This window comes from bacterium (assembly GCA_019637795.1).
In the GTDB taxonomy this organism is placed as follows: Bacteria; Desulfobacterota; Binatia; order HRBIN30; family CADEER01; genus JAHBUY01.
The window spans coordinates 484,483-501,735 of sequence record JAHBUY010000005.1; the positions used below are offsets into that span (position 1 = coordinate 484,483).

16 protein-coding genes are annotated in these 17,253 nt (G+C 74.3%); 5 read left to right on the forward strand and 11 right to left on the reverse strand.

Annotation, left to right across the window (positions count from 1 at the left end):
* Positions 1–258: 258 nt before the first annotated feature.
* Positions 259–1,494 (forward strand): cytochrome P450, encoded by a 1,236-nt coding sequence (locus tag KF840_19135; protein MBX3027026.1) that lies wholly within the window; start codon positions 259–261, stop codon positions 1,492–1,494.
* An 8-nt stretch (positions 1,495–1,502) separates the two neighbouring features.
* Here KF840_19135 and KF840_19140 read toward each other — a convergent pair whose 3' ends face one another.
* The 5 genes from KF840_19140 to KF840_19160 all read right to left on the reverse strand — a co-directional run bounded on the left by KF840_19140 (position 1,503) and on the right by KF840_19160 (position 6,019).
* Positions 1,503–1,742: a hypothetical protein gene (locus KF840_19140; GenBank protein MBX3027027.1), complete on the reverse strand. Its 240-nt coding sequence runs from the start codon at positions 1,740–1,742 to the stop codon at positions 1,503–1,505.
* A gap of 83 nt (positions 1,743–1,825) precedes the next feature.
* Entirely contained in the window at positions 1,826–2,545 is a 720-nt protein-coding gene (locus KF840_19145) for an RES family NAD+ phosphorylase (protein MBX3027028.1), read from the reverse strand.
* Positions 2,520–2,924 carry a DUF2384 domain-containing protein gene (locus KF840_19150; protein MBX3027029.1) on the reverse strand — a complete coding sequence of 135 codons (405 nt, stop codon included), beginning with the start codon at positions 2,922–2,924 and terminating at the stop codon, positions 2,520–2,522. The genes KF840_19145 and KF840_19150 overlap by 26 nt, the downstream gene beginning before the upstream one ends.
* 109 nt (positions 2,925–3,033) lie before the next feature.
* A complete protein-coding gene (locus KF840_19155) occupies positions 3,034–4,503 on the reverse strand; it encodes a hypothetical protein (protein MBX3027030.1) in 1,470 nt (489 codons plus the stop codon).
* A 58-nt stretch (positions 4,504–4,561) separates the two neighbouring features.
* The gene (locus tag KF840_19160) at positions 4,562–6,019 is read right to left on the reverse strand and encodes a multicopper oxidase family protein (GenBank protein MBX3027031.1); all 1,458 of its coding nucleotides are present in this window, start codon (positions 6,017–6,019) and stop codon (positions 4,562–4,564) included.
* A gap of 234 nt (positions 6,020–6,253) precedes the next feature.
* On the opposite strand from KF840_19160, the gene KF840_19165 reads away from it, so the two are divergent.
* Positions 6,254–7,882, forward strand: coding sequence for a glycosyltransferase family 39 protein (locus KF840_19165; protein MBX3027032.1), 1,629 nt, complete (start codon positions 6,254–6,256; stop codon positions 7,880–7,882).
* A 32-nt stretch (positions 7,883–7,914) separates the two neighbouring features.
* Here KF840_19165 and KF840_19170 read toward each other — a convergent pair whose 3' ends face one another.
* On the reverse strand, positions 7,915–8,712 hold the full coding sequence (locus tag KF840_19170; protein ID MBX3027033.1) for a thioesterase family protein: 798 nt from the start codon (positions 8,710–8,712) through the stop codon (positions 7,915–7,917).
* A gap of 113 nt (positions 8,713–8,825) precedes the next feature.
* On the opposite strand from KF840_19170, the gene KF840_19175 reads away from it, so the two are divergent.
* Complete coding sequence (locus tag KF840_19175) at positions 8,826–9,668, forward strand: PaaX family transcriptional regulator (protein ID MBX3027034.1); 843 nt, start codon at positions 8,826–8,828, stop codon at positions 9,666–9,668.
* Positions 9,669–9,695: 27 nt separating this feature from the next.
* The gene (locus KF840_19180) at positions 9,696–10,637 is read left to right on the forward strand and encodes a fatty acid desaturase family protein (GenBank protein MBX3027035.1); all 942 of its coding nucleotides are present in this window, start codon (positions 9,696–9,698) and stop codon (positions 10,635–10,637) included.
* A gap of 25 nt (positions 10,638–10,662) precedes the next feature.
* Here KF840_19180 and KF840_19185 read toward each other — a convergent pair whose 3' ends face one another.
* The 5 genes from KF840_19185 to KF840_19205 all read right to left on the reverse strand — a co-directional run bounded on the left by KF840_19185 (position 10,663) and on the right by KF840_19205 (position 15,131).
* Positions 10,663–11,061: an MAPEG family protein gene (locus KF840_19185; protein MBX3027036.1), complete on the reverse strand. Its 399-nt coding sequence runs from the start codon at positions 11,059–11,061 to the stop codon at positions 10,663–10,665.
* A 69-nt stretch (positions 11,062–11,130) separates the two neighbouring features.
* Positions 11,131–11,886: a hypothetical protein gene (locus KF840_19190; protein ID MBX3027037.1), complete on the reverse strand. Its 756-nt coding sequence runs from the start codon at positions 11,884–11,886 to the stop codon at positions 11,131–11,133.
* Positions 11,883–12,962, reverse strand: coding sequence for a glycosyltransferase family 9 protein (locus KF840_19195; GenBank protein ID MBX3027038.1), 1,080 nt, complete (start codon positions 12,960–12,962; stop codon positions 11,883–11,885). Before KF840_19195 ends, KF840_19190 begins: the two co-directional genes overlap by 4 nt.
* A 24-nt stretch (positions 12,963–12,986) precedes the next feature.
* Positions 12,987–13,997, reverse strand: a complete 1,011-nt coding sequence (locus KF840_19200) for a hypothetical protein (protein MBX3027039.1) — start codon at positions 13,995–13,997, stop codon at positions 12,987–12,989.
* 84 nt (positions 13,998–14,081) lie between these two features.
* Positions 14,082–15,131, reverse strand: a complete 1,050-nt coding sequence (locus tag KF840_19205; GenBank protein ID MBX3027040.1) for a 23S rRNA (adenine(2503)-C(2))-methyltransferase RlmN — start codon at positions 15,129–15,131, stop codon at positions 14,082–14,084.
* Positions 15,132–15,263: 132 nt separating this feature from the next.
* Here KF840_19205 and KF840_19210 point away from each other — a divergent pair, with 132 nt between their 5' ends.
* Positions 15,264–17,198: an alpha/beta fold hydrolase gene (locus tag KF840_19210; GenBank protein ID MBX3027041.1), complete on the forward strand. Its 1,935-nt coding sequence runs from the start codon at positions 15,264–15,266 to the stop codon at positions 17,196–17,198.
* Positions 17,199–17,253 lie beyond the last annotated feature (55 nt).

Genomic DNA, 17,253 nt, shown 5'->3' on the forward strand with positions numbered 1-17,253 from the left:
TCGATCTGGCGCACGATCCCTCGCCCTCGCGACGCCGCCTGTTTTTCGACGGACTGCTGGATCGGGAGCGCGGACCGGCTGACCCGCGCCGCGCTCCGCATGCGGCGCCCGCAGTGCTAGAGCTGCGGCGACGGCCGGGCCGCCGCGCCTCGACGCGACGGCGGCGCGGGCACGGCCGTTGCTCAACGGCAGCGCAGGGAGGAACGCCGCATGCGGGCGCGCGAGATCGTCGACGACATCACCCTCGCGATCGAGCTGATGGCCCGAGCCGCCGTCGAGCGGGTGGCGACCGGCACGCTGTTCAACCCGCTGCGCCCTGAGCTGCGGGTCGATCCCTACCCGTACTACCGCCGCCTGCGCGAGCGCGATCCGGTGCACCGCAGCTTCGGCGCCAGCGGCTGGGTGCTGACCCGCTACGACGACATCGTCGGCATCCTCGCCGATCGCGCCTTCTCCTCCGACGAGCGCAACTGGGTGCGCTACCAGCGGATGAGCGCCCGCGATGTCCGCGCCGGGCTGCCCGATCCCTACGCCGACGGCGTCATCTCGATGCTGCGCATCGACCCGCCCGACCACACCCGCCTGCGCACCCTGGTCTCCAAGGCGTTCACGCCGCGCGCGGTCGAACGCCTGCGGCCGCGCATCGAGGCCGTGGTGGTCGAGCTGCTCGACGGCCTCGCCGGCCACGACGCCTTCGACCTCATGCAGGCGTTCGCGTCGCCGCTGCCGGTGGTGATCATCGGCGAGATGCTGGGCGTCGCGGTCGCCGACCGCGAGCGCTTCCGCCACTGGTCGAACGAGTCCATCCGCCTGCTCGGCGAGGGCAACCGCGCCGACCGCCGCCGCGCCTGGCAGGCGCTGTCCGAGATGCGCGCGTGGCTCGGCGAACAGATCGCGGCGCGCCGCCGCCAGCCGTGCGACGATCTGCTCTCGGCGCTGGTCGCCGCCGAGGAGGCGGGCGACCGGCTGAGCGAGCGCGAGCTGTTCGCCACCTGCGTCCTGCTGCTGGTCGCCGGCAACGAGACCACCACCAACCTCATCGGCAACGGCGTCATCGCCCTGCTGCGCCACCCCGACCAGTTGGCGCGCCTGCGCCGCGACCCGGCGCACATGCCGGCCGCCGTCGAGGAGCTGGTGCGCTTCGACAGCCCGGTGCAGCTCACCACCCGCCTGGTGGTCGAGGAGCGGGAGCTGCACGGCCGCCGCTTGCGGCGCGGCGAGCAGATCGTGCTCGTGCTCGGCGCGGGCAATCGCGACCCGGCGCGCTTCGCCGATCCCGATCGCCTCGACCTCGACCGACCCGAGGCGCGCCCGCTCTCGTTCGGCCACGGCCTGCACTACTGCCTCGGCGCCCAGCTCGCCCGCATCGAGGCGCAGATCGGCCTCGTCCACCTGCTCGACCGCTTCCCCACCCTGCGCTTCGCCGACGCCCCGATCGCCTGGGGCGACAACATGATCCTGCGCGGCCCCCGCATCCTGCCACTGGCCGCGTGAGGCGGGAGCTACGCCAGCCGCTCGGCGATCAGCCAGGTGTCGCGGCGCGCCTGCGTCGCGTGCACCCGCCCGGCGGCGATGCGCAACGGACGCGCGGCGGCGTCCAGCACCCGCACGCGGCGCGCCGTGCGCACCGCCAGCGCGCCGCGCAACACGCGCAGCCGCTGCCCGTACGGGTGCGCGTGCGGCGGCTCGCGATGACCGCGCGGCTTGAACACCAGCAGCAGCCCGGGCGCCAGCTCGTACACGGCGTGCCCCGCCGGCGACAGCGGGCGCCGAACGGGCGACGCGCTGGCCCGCGGCGTCGGTCGCGATGGAGCCGCCGCGCGGGTCACACCGCCACCCAGGCGCCGCGCTCGTAGTCGAAGTAGCGCCCCACCCGCGCCCCGTCCCAGTGGTACTTGAGACTCTTGCCCGGCACCGGGATGCCCACCGCGGTCGGCCGGAAGGCGCCGACGCACTCGCCGCCCGCATCGCGGACGCTCGGGTAGACCACCCCGGCGGCGCCGGCGGCGCGCAACGCATCGCCGAACGCCTGGCTGGCGGCGTACGAATCGGGATCGAGGAGACGCGCCCGCGTGGCGGCCGGCAGGGCGGCGACGTCGGCGAAGCGGCAATTGATGCGGCCGACCAGCACCCGCATGTCCTCGTAGCGCGGCGGATCGCGGCTGTCGGCGGCGATGCGGCCGAAGTGGAAGGCGGTCTCGCGCACCGCGGTGCGCAGGGTCCGCGCGGCGTAGTAGACGCCGGCGTGTCCGTCGCTGAAGCGCGAGCCGGCGGGGTTGCGGTGCGTGAAGGCCGCCATCACGTACGAGGCCCCCGGCCCGCTCACCCGCTCGCCTGGCGGCACGAGGCGGATCTCGCCGACCTCGTCGCGCAGTCGCGGGTTCACCATCTGCTCGGCGGCGATCAGCGCCTCCCAGACGGCGGGATCGCTGGAGACGCGCTCGAAGAGGTCGATCGGCGGATAGCGCGCGGCGACGATGCGCGTCGCCCGCGGCCAGGTGACGCGCCGCTGGCGCGGCTCAGGACCAGGGCGCCCGGGCGGCATCGAGGTAGGCGCGCACGGCGGCCAGATCGGTGACGTCGCCCGCCGCCATGCGGTCGAGCGGCGTATGATCGCCGAAGGCGCGGTTCGGCCGCTTCACCCAGCCGTCGGCCTGGGCGGGATCCGAGTAGAGGATCTGCAGCGCCTTGTAGATGCCGGCCACGTAGCCGACCCGCCGCAGCGCATCCTCCGGCATGCGCCGCACCCGGCCGGCCTTCCACTCGAAGAACGTGCGCTGCGGCGGCGACCCGAGGAGCCGCCGCGCCTCCGCGTTGCCGACGCCCCAGAGATCCATGATGCGGAAGAACCCGAGCAGCGCCTTCTGCTGCGGCGCCTGCGGCGCGACCCGCGATTCGACCGGCCCGCGCGCGACCCTGGGCATGCTGCTGTTCTGCTCGATTCTGCCGATCAATGCAAATGTGCAGCTCGGAAGACAACGGCCGCGCGAGGGGTGCCGCCGCGCCCGCGAGGTGGGCGGGCGCCGGCGCGGCTCACCCCCAGCGCACGACCTGGCGGGCGCGGCGGACGACGGCGAAGCGGGCGATCACGCCCTCGCGCTCGTCGTTGGCGGCGATGCTGACCAGATCGTTCAGCCCGCCATAGCGCGCGTCGCCGCCGACCAGGGCGCGCAGTCCGCCGCCGCGCAGGACCTGGTAGCCGTCGAAGTGCGTCCATTGCTGTTGTCGTCCCCAGCCCTTCTCGCGTCCGACCCGCGTATAGAGGTCCGGCGGCAGGCAGACGAGGCGGAACTCGGTGATGCCGAGGCCGAGCTGGTCGCGGATGATGTAGGGGCCGCGCTCCATCAGGGCGCGTTCGATGGTCAGCCGGCTGAGGCCGCGGCGCCGCGGCAGGCCAAGGGCGGTGAGCAGCGGCCCGGCGGCTGGCGGCTCGGCGTCCTCGGGAAAGTCCTCGATCAGGATCGACTCGGCGGCGAACGGCGGCACGTAGCGGGCGCCGCCGGAATTGATGAACGTCTGGCGCAGGAACTGGTCGATCAACGCCCGCACCGCCTCCGAGATCTCCGCCGGCCAGCCGAGCTCGCCGCCCAGCGCGGCGACCTGCGAGGCCCCCTCGCGTTGCGCCTCGCTGTCGGCCGGTCGGGCGCGATGGATCTGCGCGGCGATGAACGCGAGCACGCTCTGCGCCGCGGGAAGCGGCGCGGCCTGCAGAGCGGCGAGGCCGAGCGCCGCGGCGCGTTCGGCGCTGCCGGCGGGCAACGGCGCCGCCAGGTCGACCGGGCAGCGCACCGCCGAGCCGGCGACCGGCGCCGCCTCCCCGCCGGCCGTCGGCGCCGCCGCCGGCTGCGCTGGTCCCTGCTCCTGGCGGGCGCGCAGCTCGCGCGCATAGCGCGCCAACGCCTCGGTGTCGCCGCGCTCCACCGCCTCCAGGCAGCGTTGCTCGATGTCGGCGGTCGGCAACGCCTGCGCCTCCGCCTTGGGCGTCGCGGCGAGACGCGACAGCACCGTCAGCCGCTCGAGGAAGGCGCGACGCTCGGCGTAGATCGCGGCATTGGCGCCGTCGGAACGCTCGAGCCCCCGCAGCGCCGACACCGCGGCATCGCGCAGCTCGCGCGGATCGCTCTCGACCAGTTGCGCCAGCCCGGGGGAGAAGGGATCGAAGGCGGTCGGCGTCGCGTCGTACACCTCCTGGCCGATGGCCACCAGCGCGGCGCGCGCCGCGGCGGCGCGGCGCAACTGCTCGGCGCGCTCGGCCAGCTCCTCGACCCGGGCCCAGTCGAGGCGCAACGCGGCGGCGCGGCTCTCGGCGAGGGCGGCGGCGATCGCCCGCTCGCTGCCGCGGGCGTCGCGGTACTGCTCGCGCGACAGCACCGGCTCGAGCAGCATCGCGGCGCGGCCGACGTAGAGATCGCGGTAGACGGTGTCGCACGCGGCGACGGTGATCAGTTGGCGGATGGCGTCGAGAACGGGCGGGCTCGCGGCGGTCGACGGGGAATCGGGCATGCGGATCTCCTTTTCGGCCCGACCATAGCGAAGCGGCGGCGCCCGTCCAGCGCGCCGCTCAGTCCGCGAAGGCGTCGAATCCCGGCGGCGCGCAGGGGTGGATCGGCACCGGATGCGACGGGTCGACCACCTGGATGTTCGCCATCATGCCCTGATCGGCGTGTTGCACGATGTGGCAGTGGTAGACGAACTCGCCGACGATGACCGGGTTGTCGAACGGCAGGATGGCGGTGACGGTGCTCGGGCCGGCGTCGGTCGCCGCCGGCAGGTTGACGGTGTCCTGATAGCCGGTGAAGGGGCGCGCGACGCCGTTGACCGCGGTCACCTGGAAGTCGAGCTGATGGATGTGGAACACGTGCTCCTCCTTCGCCGTGTTCTGGATCGTCCACTCCTCGACCGAGCCGAGCTCGACGACCGTGTCCACGCAGTGGTGGTCGTAGGCCTTGCCGTTGATCGTGAAGCCGTTGCCATCGGGATCGTCGGCGAAGACGATGGTGCGCTGGCGATCGATGGGGTAATCGCGCAGGTCGGGCACGACCGGGAACGCGGTCGGCAGCGGGATCGGCGTCACCTGCGGGCCGCGGCTGGCGACGCTGGCCAGGCGCTGGGCCGGATAGTGGTCGCCCGCCGGTCCGGTGTCGAAACGCTCGGCGCGCAGCTCGCGGATGCCGCCGGCCGGCGGCCCGTACACCAGCGCCTCGAGCCGCTTGCCGGGCGGCAGGAGCAGCGTCTCCGCCGCCAGCGCCTGGTTCTGCAGGTTGCCGTCCTGGGCGATGACGTAGAAGCGCACGCCGTCGAGGCGCAGCTTGTAGTAGATGTTCGCGCCGATGTTGCCGATGCGCCAGAATTCGAGCTGCCCGGGCTGCATGGTGATGCGCGGCTGGTAGAGGCCGTTGATGGTGCGCCGGGTCGGCCCGGTGGGATCCGGATTGCGAACCGGGGCGCCGTCCGCGGTCTTCAGGTCCTTGAGCAGGATCACCCGCTCGGGGATGTCGGCCAGCTCGGGGAACGGCGCCAGGATGTCGCCGACGATCATGCCGCCGGAGAGCCCGCCGGCGATCTGGTGGTTCACCTCGGGGTGGAAGTGCGGGTGGTACCAGAAGAGGCCGGCCGGATGGTCGGCGGGAATGGGCATGTCGTAGCGGAACGTGGTCGTCGGCGGGATGGTGAGGAAGACGTTGTCGCCGGCGCCGAGCGGCGACACCGCCAGCCCGTGGTAGTGGACGTTGGTGTCCTGCGGCCCGTGGTTGTCGATCGCCAGGCGAACCACGTCGCCCGGTTGCACGCGCAGCAGCGGCGGCATGTACAGACCGTCGTACAGCGCCTCGAAGCGCACCCGCTCGCCCGCCACCGTCAGCTCGGCGGGCTCGATGGTCAGGGTGGCGTACAGCTCGCCGTCGCGACTGACCAGCTCCGGCGGGTTGGCGAACGGCACCGGCGCGTCGCCCGATGACCCGCCGCCGCACCCGGTCGCCACCATCGACACCGCCGCGATCGCCAGCCTCCGCATCCGCATCCGCATCACCCGTCCTCCCCGCGTCGCCGTGTACCACAGTCTGCCGCCGACGGGCAGGGCCGCCGGCGCGGCCGTCGCTGCGCCGCAGGGGCGGCGGCGCGGCAGCCGCGGGCCGCGGATCGGTTGCGCCGGACGGGCGCCGCGGCTATGCACGCCGCCGTGCACGCGGTCGGCGCCAGCGACCGGGCCGCTGAACGAAGCGCGCCACCGCCCGCGGAGCCGCGGCGCAGCGATGTGCTCCTGCTGCTCGCGGCATGGCTGCTGATCGTCGTCGTCGTCGACCCGCGCGGCGACTTTCCGCTCAACGACGACTGGGCCTACGCCATGGCCGTGCGCCGCCTGCTCGCCGAGGGCGCCTTCCGGCCGCCGGGGTGGGCGGGCATGACGCTGCTCAGCCAGGCGCTGTGGGGGGCCGCCGTCGCGTCGGTGGCCGGCGCCTCGTACACGGCGCTGCGCTGCGGGACGCTGCTGCTCGGCGCCGCCACCGTCGTCGGCACCTACCTGCTGGCGCGCGAGCTGCGCGCCGGCCGCGCCCTGGCGATGATCGCGGCGCTGACCCTCGCCGCCAATCCGCTGTTCGTCGTCCTCTCCTTCAGCTTCATGACCGACGTGCCGATGCTGGCGCTGGTGGTGTGGGCGCTGCTCGCCTTCGCCCGCGCCCTGACGTCCGGCTCGCGGCTCGCCTGGGCCGCCGGCACGCTGCTGACCATCGCCGCCGTGCTCTGCCGCCAGCCGGCCATGGCGCCGGCCCTCGGCTTCACCGCCGCGGCCCTGCTCTGCCCCGGCGCGCGCCGCCGTTGGGCGCTGCCGGCGATCGTCTCGCTGGCGCTCGCCGGCGGGGCGCTGTGGCTGTACCAGCACCTGATGCAGGCCTACGGCGCCCTGCCGCACGACTACTGGATCCGCAACGACTTCATCCGCCAGGCCCTGGGCAGCGGACCGCGCACCGTCTGGCGCATCGCCTCCGGCAACACCGGCGCCGCGATCCTGTACACGGCGCTGTTCCTGGCGCCGCTGCTGATCGCGGTCGCGCCGGGATGGCGGCGGCAGCGGCGCACGTGGTTCCGCTGGGGCGGCGCCATCGAGAGCGCCGCCCTGCTGGTCGCGGCGCTGGCGCTGTGGTCCTCGGGACGGCCCATGCCGCTGCGCGGCAACGTGCTGATCACCTCCGGGCTCGGGCCGATCACGCTCAACGACATCTACATCCGCGGCCTGGCCAACGACCCGCAGTTGCCGCCGGCCTGGTGGTGGGCGGTCACCGCGCTCGCCCTCCTCGCCACCGCGGCGTTGATCGGCCGTCTGGCGGCGGCGCTCGCCCGCGCCTGGCGCGAGCGCGCCGACCCCGCCTCGCCGGGCGCGGCGCGCGCCCTGCTCCTGTGCACCGCGGCGCTGTACCTCGGCCCCTGCGTCGTCATCCCGATGTTCGATCGCTACCTCTTGCCGTTCGTGCCGCTGATCGGCGTCGCCCTCACCCCGCCCGACGGCGGCCGCGGCCTCCACCGTCGCGCGCGTCTCGCCGCCGGCGCCGCGCTCCTCCTGCTCGCCGCCTACGCCGTCGGCGGCACGCACGACTACCTGGCGTGGAACCGCGCCCGCTGGCAGGCGCTGCGCCAGTTGGCGGCCGACGGCGTCGCCGCGAACCGGATCGACGGCGGGATCGAGTTCAACGCGCCGCTGTTCTACGTCGAGGGCGCCACGACGGGCGGCGTCCCCGGCCGCAGTTGGTGGTGGGTCGCCGACGACGAGTACCTGATCGCCATGGGTCCGGTGCCCGGCTACGACGTGGTGCGGGAGCTGCCCTACGGCCGTTGGCTGCTGCCGGGCGGCGGCCGCATCGTCGTCCTGCACCGCGCCGCGCGCTGAGCGCCGCCGATCGGGGACGGCGGACGGCCGCGTCAGCCGCCGGCGCCCGACCGGATCGGGCGGATCAGGACCTCCTGCGACAGGGTGGCGACGTGCTGGCCGGCGCGGTCGAACACCGAACCGATCGCCAACCCGCGGCCGCCGAACAGGGCGCGGCAGGTGACGTCGTGCAGGTGCCAGTCGCCGGCGCGCAGCGGCCGGTGGAACCAGATCGCGTGATCGAGGCTGGCATTCCAGAAGCGCCGCGGCGCGTCGCGCGGCGGCCGGTCGGGGTGGCGGGCGACCACCGCGTCGCTCGGCAGATCGTCGGAGAGATAGGCCAGCGCGCAGGCGTTGAGGACCGGATCGTCGCCGATCGGCTCCGCCAGGCGCAGCCAGGCGCCGACGCGGCCGGGCGCGATGTCGGCGGGCAGGAAGCGGCGCTCGATCAGCGGACTCCAACTGTCGTTGCGCAGCGCCTCCGGGGCCGCCACCTGCGGCATGCGCTCGCTCTGCACCTCGGCCGCCGCCTCCGGAACCTGGAACGAGGTCGACATGTTGAGGATCGCCCCGACCGCCTGGCGGGCGACGACGCGGCGGGTGAGGAACGCGCGGCCGTTGCGGATGCGGTCGACCTCGAGCCGGATCGGCTCGGCGGCGTCGCCGAGGCGGATGAAGTAGGCGTGCAGCGAGTGCAGGCGGAACGCCGGATCGACGGTGAGCGACGCGGCGCGCAGCGCCTGGGCGATGATCTGTCCGCCGTAGAGACCGCCCCAGGGGTATTGCGGACCGCTGGCGACGTAGGTGTCGGGGCCGTGCGGCTCCAGCGTCATCATGCGGCGGAAGTCCATGTCGGCCATGCCGGCGCTCCTATCAGGTCCGGCGCGCGCCGGGGAGCCGGGGCGACCGAACGCGACATTACATCATTGACTCCAATGCACACGAAACTGTGTAATGTCTTCCCATGCAGCCCTCGGCGCGCGGACTGGTGCTCGACCTGCTGTCGACGTTGCGTCCCGGGTCGGCGATGCCGGTCGGCGCGCTGATCGAAGCCGGCGGGCTGTTCGGCATCAGCGAGAACAACGTCCGCGTCGCCACCGCCCGGCTGCTGGCGAGCGGCCACCTGGCGCGCGACGAGCGCGGCGCCTATCGCCTCGGCGGCGCCTCGCGGTCGATCGGCGCCCACGTCCGCACCTGGCGGGATCGCGACCGCGGCACCCGCAAGTGGAGCGGCGGCTGGCTGGTCGTGCACCAGGGCCCGGCGGCGCGCGCGGCGCAGCGCGGGCGCCTGCGGGCCCTGCGCCTGTTCGGCTTCGCCGCTCTCCGCCCGGGGCTCTGGCTGCGCCCCGACAACCTGACGCAGCCGCTCGACGCGGTGCGCCGCGAGTTGGCGGCGCTCGGCCTGCCGCCCGGGGATCTCGTCTGCCTGCTCGCCGCGCTCGACGACGCCAGCGAGGCGCGGGCGCGGCGGCTGTGGGACGTCGCGGCGCTGCGCCGCACCTACCGCGAGCTCGGCGCGGCCCTCACGGCCAGCGAAGCCCGCCTGGCCCGTCTGTCGCCGGCGAAGGCGATGGCGGAGTCGTTCGTGCTCGGCGGGCGGGCCCTGCGCCAGCTCGTGCTCGACCCGCTGCTCCCCGACGTCATCTGCCCGCCCGACGAACGCGACGCGCTGCTCGAGCAGATGCGCCGCTACGACCGCCTCGGCCGCCAGGCCTGGGCGACGCTGCTGCAGCGCTTCGACGTGCCGTCGTTGCGCACGCCGGTCGACAGCCGGCTCGACGCGGCGCGCGGCCAGCACGCGAGCTGACCCGCTGCCGTCCACCATGGAGTCGCCATGAACGTCCCCGTCCAGACCCCCTCGACCGCCGCCATCCCGGCGTGGCGCGCCGCGCTGGCGCCGGAGGAGATGCGCGATCTGCTGCGCGTCCGCGCCTGGCGCGCCTGGCTGTCGCTCGCCGTCAACTGGGGCGTGACCTTCGCCGCCTTCGCGCTGGTCGCCGCCTGGCCCACCCCCGTCACCATCGTCGCCGCCATCATGCTCATCGGCACCCGCCAGCTCGGCGGCGCGGCGCTGATGCACGACGCCGCGCACCGGGCGCTGTTCCGCCACCGCGGCCTCAACGACTGGGTCGGCAACTGGCTCTGCGCCTATCCGATCTGGAGCGACACCGATCGGTACCGGCCCTACCACCTGCAGCACCATGCGCACACCGGCACGGCGCAGGATCCGGACCTCGCCCTGGTCCGTCCCTTCCCGGTCACCGGCGCCAGCCTGCGGCGCAAGTTGTGGCGCGACCTCTCCGGCCAGACCGGCCGCAAGTTCGCCCGCGCCGCCTTCGCCCGCACCTTCGGCCGCTACCGCGACGATGCCGCGGCCCGCCGCGCCGCGCGCGGCGTGTTGATTTCCAACCTCGTCCTGTTCGCGATTCTGACGCTCGCCGGGCACCCGGCGCTCTACCTCCTGTGGGTCGCGGCCTGGCTCACCACCCACACGCTGGTGACGCGCATCCGCTTCATCGCCGAGCACGGCATGGTGCCCGACCAGGACGACCCGCTGCGCAACACCCGCACCGTGCTGCCGCGCTGGTGGGAGCGCCTGCTGATCGTGCCCAACCGGCTCAACTTCCACCTCGAGCACCACCTGCTGATGACGGTCCCGCACTACAACCTGGGGCGCCTGCACCGGCTGCTGCGCGACCGCGGCGTGCTCGACCAGGCGTGCGTCGAACGCGGCTATCTCGGCATCCTCGCCCGCGCCGGCAGCCGCGCCGCGTAGGCGTCCCGGATCGGCGCGCGCGCGCTCACAGCAGGCGGATCACCCACCACAGGTAGATCAGCATCTGCAGGAAGAAGAAGGTGGCGCGCAGGTTGACGGCGGGGACCGACGTCGAGGCGAGATGGGTCACCGACTGACCGACGCGGAGGTAGAAGACCCACATGGCCAGGCCGTTGGTCACCTCGAGGCGGCCGGCGAGGCTGGCGCCGAGGGCGATGGCGGCGAACAGCGGCAGCGTCTCGTAGCAGTTGTCGCGCGCCCGCGTCAGGCGGCGGCCGAAGGCGTCGAGATCGGAGCCATCGTTGGCGAAGGTGTTGGGCGCCTTGCCGGCGAGGACGAAACGCCCCCGGTACAGACCGACGGCGACGCTCAGCAGCGCGAACCAGCCGGCGAAGCAGATCAAGGCGGTAGCGGTCGCTCCCATCGTCCCTCCCCGTGGTGGTGGCGGCTGCCTATGCCAGGCGGTGGGTGGCGCGCAACCGTCGCCCGCCGTTCAGAGGAGGACCCACAGCGCGCCGATCGTCAGGGCACCGTCGAGGATGAGCTCGGCGCGCTCGCCGGGCCGGAAGGCGACGAGGGCGACGACGGTGGCGACGGCGACCGCCCCCAGCGCGCGCGCGGGCGGCGGGGCGAGCAGCGCGGCGAGCACGCCGGCGGCGCCGATGCCGCGCGCCACGCGCACGGCCGTGCGCGCCCCGAGCACGCGCGCCGCCGCCTCCTCGTCGCGCGCGCTGGTGGCGAGCGCATTGGCGAGCAGCGCCGGGCCGATGATCGCGATCGCCCAGGCGACGATCGCCGGCAGCGGACGCGGCCGCGCCAGGCTGGCGGGAAGCGCGATCGTCACGACGACCCACGACGCGGTGACGTAGAGCCCCTTGAGAAACGGCACGTGCTTCAAGCGGCGGTGCAGCAGCCCGAAGCCGCCCGCCACGCCGGCGGCGGCGAAGGCGCCCGGCCCCAAGGCCAGCGCGCAGCCGGCGGCGGTCAGCGCCGCCGCGACGCAGCCCGCGGCGAGGACGCGGCGATGGCGGGCGATGAACGCGCTGCGCCGCGGCAACGTGTGGCGGTCGCGCCCCAGGTCGCGCAGACGGTCCACCGCGTAGACGCAGTACGTGCCGGCGAAGGCGAAGAGCGGCAGGGCCGGCGACCAGGACGCGCCGAGCGCCACCGCCGACGCGCTGGCCAGGGCCGCCGCCGCGATGGCCACCCACGCCCCCGAGAACGCGAGGGCATCGAACAGCGTGCTCACCCGCCCGTTGCGCCGGCGCTGGCGCCGACACGCGCCTCGGGTCCGCGCGCCAGCGCCGGCCACACCGCCGCCACGGCGCGGTACACCTCGGCCGGCGTCACATCGGTGATCGGCGTGCCCGCGGGCCCGCTCACCCAGCGCGCCCCCGGCCGCGGATGGAACCACTGGCGTGTGATGCGCTCCACCTGTCCCCGGTGGTTGGCGAACACCGCGACGTAGGGACCGCCGAGCAGTTGCGCGACGTGCGACGGGCCGCAGTCGTTGGCCACCGTCACCTGGCTGGCCAGCACCGCCTGCGCGATGCCGGCCAGCGGGGGCGTGTCGAGGATCGTGGTGACCTCGGCGAGCGGCGAGCGCGCGATCGGCTGGCGCAGCGCGCGCTCGCCCGGACCGAGGACGACGACGAAGCGGACCGCCGGCCGGGCGGCGCGGATCAGCGCGGCGACGGCGAGGAAGCGCTCGATCCCCCACAGCTTGAACGGCGACGCGCCGCCCGGCATCAGGCAGACGTTCTCCTGGCGCGGGTCGATCGCCGCCGGCGCCGCCGCCGCCGCATCGCGCAGGTGCTCGGCGAGCGACGGCGGCACGCCGAGCGGCTCCAGCAGGCGGAGGTAGTTGAGCGCGCGATAGATGGTGAGATCGCGCGGACGGACCGCCGTGAACAGGCGCCGCGCCAGCGGCGTCTCGAAGCCGATGCGGACGCGGGCGCCGCTCAGCCCGACCAGCAGGGTGATGAAGGTCGACGCCGGCCGCAGCGTGATCAGCGCGTCGGCGGCGAGCGCGCGCACGGTGCGGATCTGCCCCCACGGCCGGCGCGGCCATGGCACCAGGGCGTCCGCGAGCCCCTCGCCGACCAGCAGCGCCGCCTCCGCAAACGGCGCGACGATGCTGATCCGCGCCGCCGGATAGCGGCGGCGCAACGAGCTGACCAGCGGAATGTGACAGACCAGCGTGCCGAGCCGGGCGCGATTCTGCAGGAACACCGCGATGCGCTGGCACCCCGCCTCGGTCGCCGCCCCCTCGCCCACCGAGCCCCGCCGGCGAGCGGCGGGCGCCGCGTGCGCCGCGGATGCCACGGATCGTCCGCCGATCGCGCCGCGTCACGCCGCCGGCGGCGGCGGCGAATCGGGGAGCAGGCTGCGGTACGGCGCGATGCCCTCGCGGGCGCGGATCGCCGCCAGCGAGTCCCCCAGGCTGGCGTGCCAGTCCACCAGGGTGAGCGGCGGCGACTGCCGGCCGTGGCGCCAGCCCTCGAGCGCCAACTGCAGGACGAAGCCGGTGGTGACCGGCGCGGTGAAGGTGGTGAGGGCGACGATCGCGGCCAGGAAGTCGCGCGAGTACGGGTGCCCGAACTGCGCCAATTGGAATCCGGAGATCGCCACCTCGTGGCCGGGGCTGGTGCTGTAGCCGCCGACCAGGTGCCAGATTTCGTGCGTCTGCAGGATGTAGCGGTTCGGATCGTCGAGCTCGGGGTGGTAGCCGGCGACGGAGGCGGGATCGAGCACGTCGAGGTCGTAGCCATTGTCGACGATCAGCCGCCGCAGGGTGTCGCCGAGGCTGTCGGCGGCGCGCCCCTGCAGGTGCTCCATGGTCAGGCGCGGCATCGGCGGCCGGCGCCGAAACTCGTCGTAGCCGGGGTGCTGGCGCATGGCGCGGGCGCAGGCATCGCGCAACGCCGGCGGGTGCAGCGCGCCGAGGGCGGCGGTGCGCGGGGTGATCTGCTCGTCGACGCCGCCCTCGATCAGCGCCCACAGCGCCGGCAGCAGCGCGGGCTCCAGGCGCGCCGGCGTCGCCAGGGCGCGCGTCAGCGGCGCACCGAGGTCGCGGGCGGTGAACGCCAGCGGGACGTCGTCGAGGAACAGCTCGGCGAGGCGGTCGTAGGTTGCCAGTCCCAGCTCCGGCTGCACGAACGCCACCCGCGCCAGAACCAGCGAGGCCCACAGCCCGTCGGCGAGGCGCTCGTCGTCGACCGCCTCCGCGCCCGGCGTCGGCGGCGCGGCGCGGTAGGCGGCGACCAGCGCGGCGACGTCCGCCGGCGTCAGGCGGGATTCGTTCACCGCCGTTTCCCAGGCGGCCTTGAGCCCGGCCGCGATGGCGATCGGTTGCGACATGGCAGGCACCATGACGCGGGCCGCGCGCGGAAGCAACGCGCCGGCCGCCGGCGAATGAGGGGCTGGGGGGCCCCGTGGCCGCGCCTACGGCGCGGGGTGCGGGGCGATCGCCGCCCCGTTGCCCAACTGGCCGCAGGCGCCGAGCAGGTCGCGCCCCTTGGCGCGGCGCCGGGTGACGAAGGCGCCGGCGCGGCGCAGCTCGGCGGCGAAGCGCTCGATCGTCGGCTCGTCGGGAGCGGCGAAGCGCGCCGCGCGCTGCGGGTTGTAGGGAATCAGGTTGACGACGCAGCGCAATCCGCGGCACCAGTCGGCGACGGCGCGGGCGTGCGCCGGCGTGTCGTTGACATCGCGCAGCAGCACGTACTCGATGACGAAGCGGCCCTTGCGCGCCAGCGGGTACTCGTCGAGCGCCCGGCGCAGGGCGGCGAGCGGCATGGCGCCGTTCACCGGCATGAGCGCGCGGCGCAGGGCGTCGTCGGGCGCGTTCAGCGACACCGCGATGCGCAGGTTCGGCCAACCGAGCTGCGCCAGGCGGCGCAGGCCGTCGACGCGGCCGACCGTCGACACGGTGATCTGCGCCTGCGGGAAGTTGAGGCCGTTGGGGTCGCCGAGGACACGGATCGCCTGCGCCACCGCGTCGAGATTGTCGAGCGGCTCGCCCATGCCCATGAACACGATGTCGTGGATGCCGCTGTGGAAGTAGCGGTACGGCCGCGGCGGCGGGCCGCCGGCGGCCATCAGGTCGCGCGCCACCAGGTACTGGGCGACGATCTCGGCGGCGCTGAGCTGGCGCCGCAGCCCCATGCGCGCCGTCTCGCAGAAGGCGCAGCCCATGCGACAGCCGACCTGCGACGACAGGCAGAGCGTGTGCCAGCGCTCGCCGCCGCGGCCGCGCATCGGCAGGATCACCGACTCGGTCTCGAACGCCGGGCCGCCGTCCTGCCCCGGCACGGCGAGGCAGAACTTCACCACCCCGTCGTGGGCCTCGCGGCGCGTGATCGGCGGCAGGTCGAGCGCGCCCGGCGTGCGCAGCGCGTGGCCGTAATCGGCCCGCGCGGCGCGCGGGCTGGTGCGGCGGCGCGCCGCGTACTCCGCCAGCGTCAGTCCCGCGAGGTCGCCCGGTTGGAGAGACATCCGTGCTCCTGTAGGCCACGGGCTGGCGCCGCGCCAGGACGGGCGGCCTGGGGCACGGCATCGCGCTCCGGGCTCCGCGCCCGACCGGTGCGCTTGCAGTCGGGCCGGTTTTCATCCGTAAGGTGGCGCGCGATGAGGCGACGAACGCTGGCGTTCCTGCTGATCGGGACGCTGCTGGCATCGGGCTGCAGCGCGCCGGTGGGGGTGAAGCGGCTGTCGCCGCAGGACCAGCACCGGCAACTGGCGAGCAACGCGCTCACCGCCGACGCGCCGAGCGACGCGGCGCAGATCGTCCTCCGCCGCTACAACCTGGCGGCGACCTACGAGGACCAGCCGGAGTTGGCCCTGACCACCCTGCGCGCCGCGACCTTCGGCTACGGCGGCGGCAGCGACGAGCTGTTCGCCCTCGCCGAGCTGTCCTACCGCTACGCCGAGCGGACCGACTCGCGCCCGTACGCCCTCGCGGCGGCGCTCTACGCCTACGCCTTCCTCTTCCCGGTCGACCCCGCGGTCCGGCCGCAGCCGGTGGACGCCCGCTATCGCTGGGCGGCCGACATCTACGCCGCCGGGCTCACCAAGGCGCTGACCGGCCCGAAGGGCAAGACGATGCAGCTCCGCGGCGGCACGTATCCCCTGCCCTGGGGCACGGCCGACATCAGCTTCGACGCCAGCGAGACCGAATGGAGCGGTCGCATGCTGTCCGACTTCGTCACCACCGCGCAGTACCAGGTGCACGGGCTGAACAATCGCTACCGGCAGGCTGGCATCGGCGTCCCGCTCGCCGCCCGGCCGCTGGCCACCGACCAGACCGACGGCGGCGACCTGGTCTCCGAGGAGGTCCGCGTGCCGGCGACCGCCGTGCTGCGGATCGATGATCCGCGGCGGCAGATCGCCAGCGACACGATCCACGGCAACCTCGACGTCTACGCGGTCGACGAGCGCGACACCGTCGACATCAACGGCGTGCCGGTGCCGCTGGAGATCGACCGCAGCGCCACCCTGGCGGTCAGCCTCGCCGAGGTCGGCTTCTGGCGCCAGGAGCTCTCCGCCTTCCTCGGCGACGCGATCGGCACCCGCCGCACCGCCCGCCTCTTCGCCCGCGAGCCCTACCACCCCGGCCGCATCCCGATCGTGCTGGTGCACGGCACCAACTCCAGCCCAGGGCGCTGGGCCGACATGGTCAACGACCTCGAGAACGACCCGCGCATCCGCCGCCGCTACCAGTTCTGGTTCTTCAGCTACGACAGCGGCAATCCGATCGTCTACTCGGCGATGTTGCTGCGGCGGGCGCTCACCGAGGCGGTCGCGCATCTCGATCCCGACGACCGCGACCCCTGCCTGCGCCAGATGGTCGTCATGGGGCACAGCCAGGGCGGCCTGCTGACCAAGATGACGGTGGTCGATGCCGGCGACGCGTTCTGGCGGAACGTCAGCGACAATCCGTTCGACCAGGCGAAGCTGACGCCGAGCACCCGCGCCCTGATCCGAGAGGCGCTGTTCGTGCAGCCGCTGCCCTTCGTGCGCCGCGTGATCTTCATCTCCACGCCGCACCGCGGCAGCTACCTGGCGAGCTACGAGCTGGTCGGGCGCCTCGCGGCGCGCCTCATCAGCATGCCGCGCGACGTGCTCTCGGTCAGCACCGAGCTGATCGCCGACCCGAGCACGCGGGCGATGAAGATGCAGCGCATCCCCACGTCGCTCGACAACATGTCGCCCACCCAGCCGTTCATCAAGACGCTCGCCGGGCTGCCGATCACGCCTGGCGTCAACGCCCACTCGATCATCCCCGTGCTCGGCGACGGCCCGCTCGACGACGAGGTGGACGGCGTCGTCGCCTACAAGAGCGCCCACATCGAGGGCGTCGATTCCGAGGTGGTGATCCACCACTCCGGCCATTCGACTCAGAGCGATGCGCGCACCATCGACGAGGTGCGCCGCATCCTGCTGCTGCACACGGAGAGCGCCAACTGCGGCCAGACGCCGCCGCGCGTCACCGTGCCGCTGCAACCGGCGTCGACGAAGCCCGGCGCCGCGAGCCGCGCCGGCGGGTCCTCCGCGCCCCCCTGACCCCACGCCGACGTCCGGCAGCCCCGGAAACGCGGTTGCAGTCCGTCGCCGCCCC

Excerpts from the sequence above, each read along its gene's own strand:
- KF840_19210 (MBX3027041.1), top strand. The coding sequence starts at position 15,264 with ATGAGGCGACGAACGCTGGCGTTCCTGCTGATCGGGACGCTGCTGGCA.
- KF840_19155 (MBX3027030.1), bottom strand. The coding sequence starts at position 4,503 with ATGCCCGATTCCCCGTCGACCGCCGCGAGCCCGCCCGTTCTCGACGCC.
- KF840_19200 (MBX3027039.1), bottom strand. The coding sequence starts at position 13,997 with ATGTCGCAACCGATCGCCATCGCGGCCGGGCTCAAGGCCGCCTGGGAA.
- KF840_19170 (MBX3027033.1), bottom strand. The coding sequence starts at position 8,712 with ATGGACTTCCGCCGCATGATGACGCTGGAGCCGCACGGCCCCGACACC.
- KF840_19185 (MBX3027036.1), bottom strand. The coding sequence starts at position 11,061 with ATGGGAGCGACCGCTACCGCCTTGATCTGCTTCGCCGGCTGGTTCGCG.
- KF840_19175 (MBX3027034.1), top strand. The coding sequence starts at position 8,826 with ATGCAGCCCTCGGCGCGCGGACTGGTGCTCGACCTGCTGTCGACGTTG.
- KF840_19150 (MBX3027029.1), bottom strand. The coding sequence starts at position 2,924 with ATGCCCAGGGTCGCGCGCGGGCCGGTCGAATCGCGGGTCGCGCCGCAG.
- KF840_19145 (MBX3027028.1), bottom strand. The coding sequence starts at position 2,545 with ATGCCGCCCGGGCGCCCTGGTCCTGAGCCGCGCCAGCGGCGCGTCACC.
- KF840_19135 (MBX3027026.1), top strand. The coding sequence starts at position 259 with ATGGCCCGAGCCGCCGTCGAGCGGGTGGCGACCGGCACGCTGTTCAAC.
- KF840_19160 (MBX3027031.1), bottom strand. The coding sequence starts at position 6,019 with ATGCGGATGCGGAGGCTGGCGATCGCGGCGGTGTCGATGGTGGCGACC.
- KF840_19205 (MBX3027040.1), bottom strand. The coding sequence starts at position 15,131 with ATGTCTCTCCAACCGGGCGACCTCGCGGGACTGACGCTGGCGGAGTAC.
- KF840_19180 (MBX3027035.1), top strand. The coding sequence starts at position 9,696 with ATGAACGTCCCCGTCCAGACCCCCTCGACCGCCGCCATCCCGGCGTGG.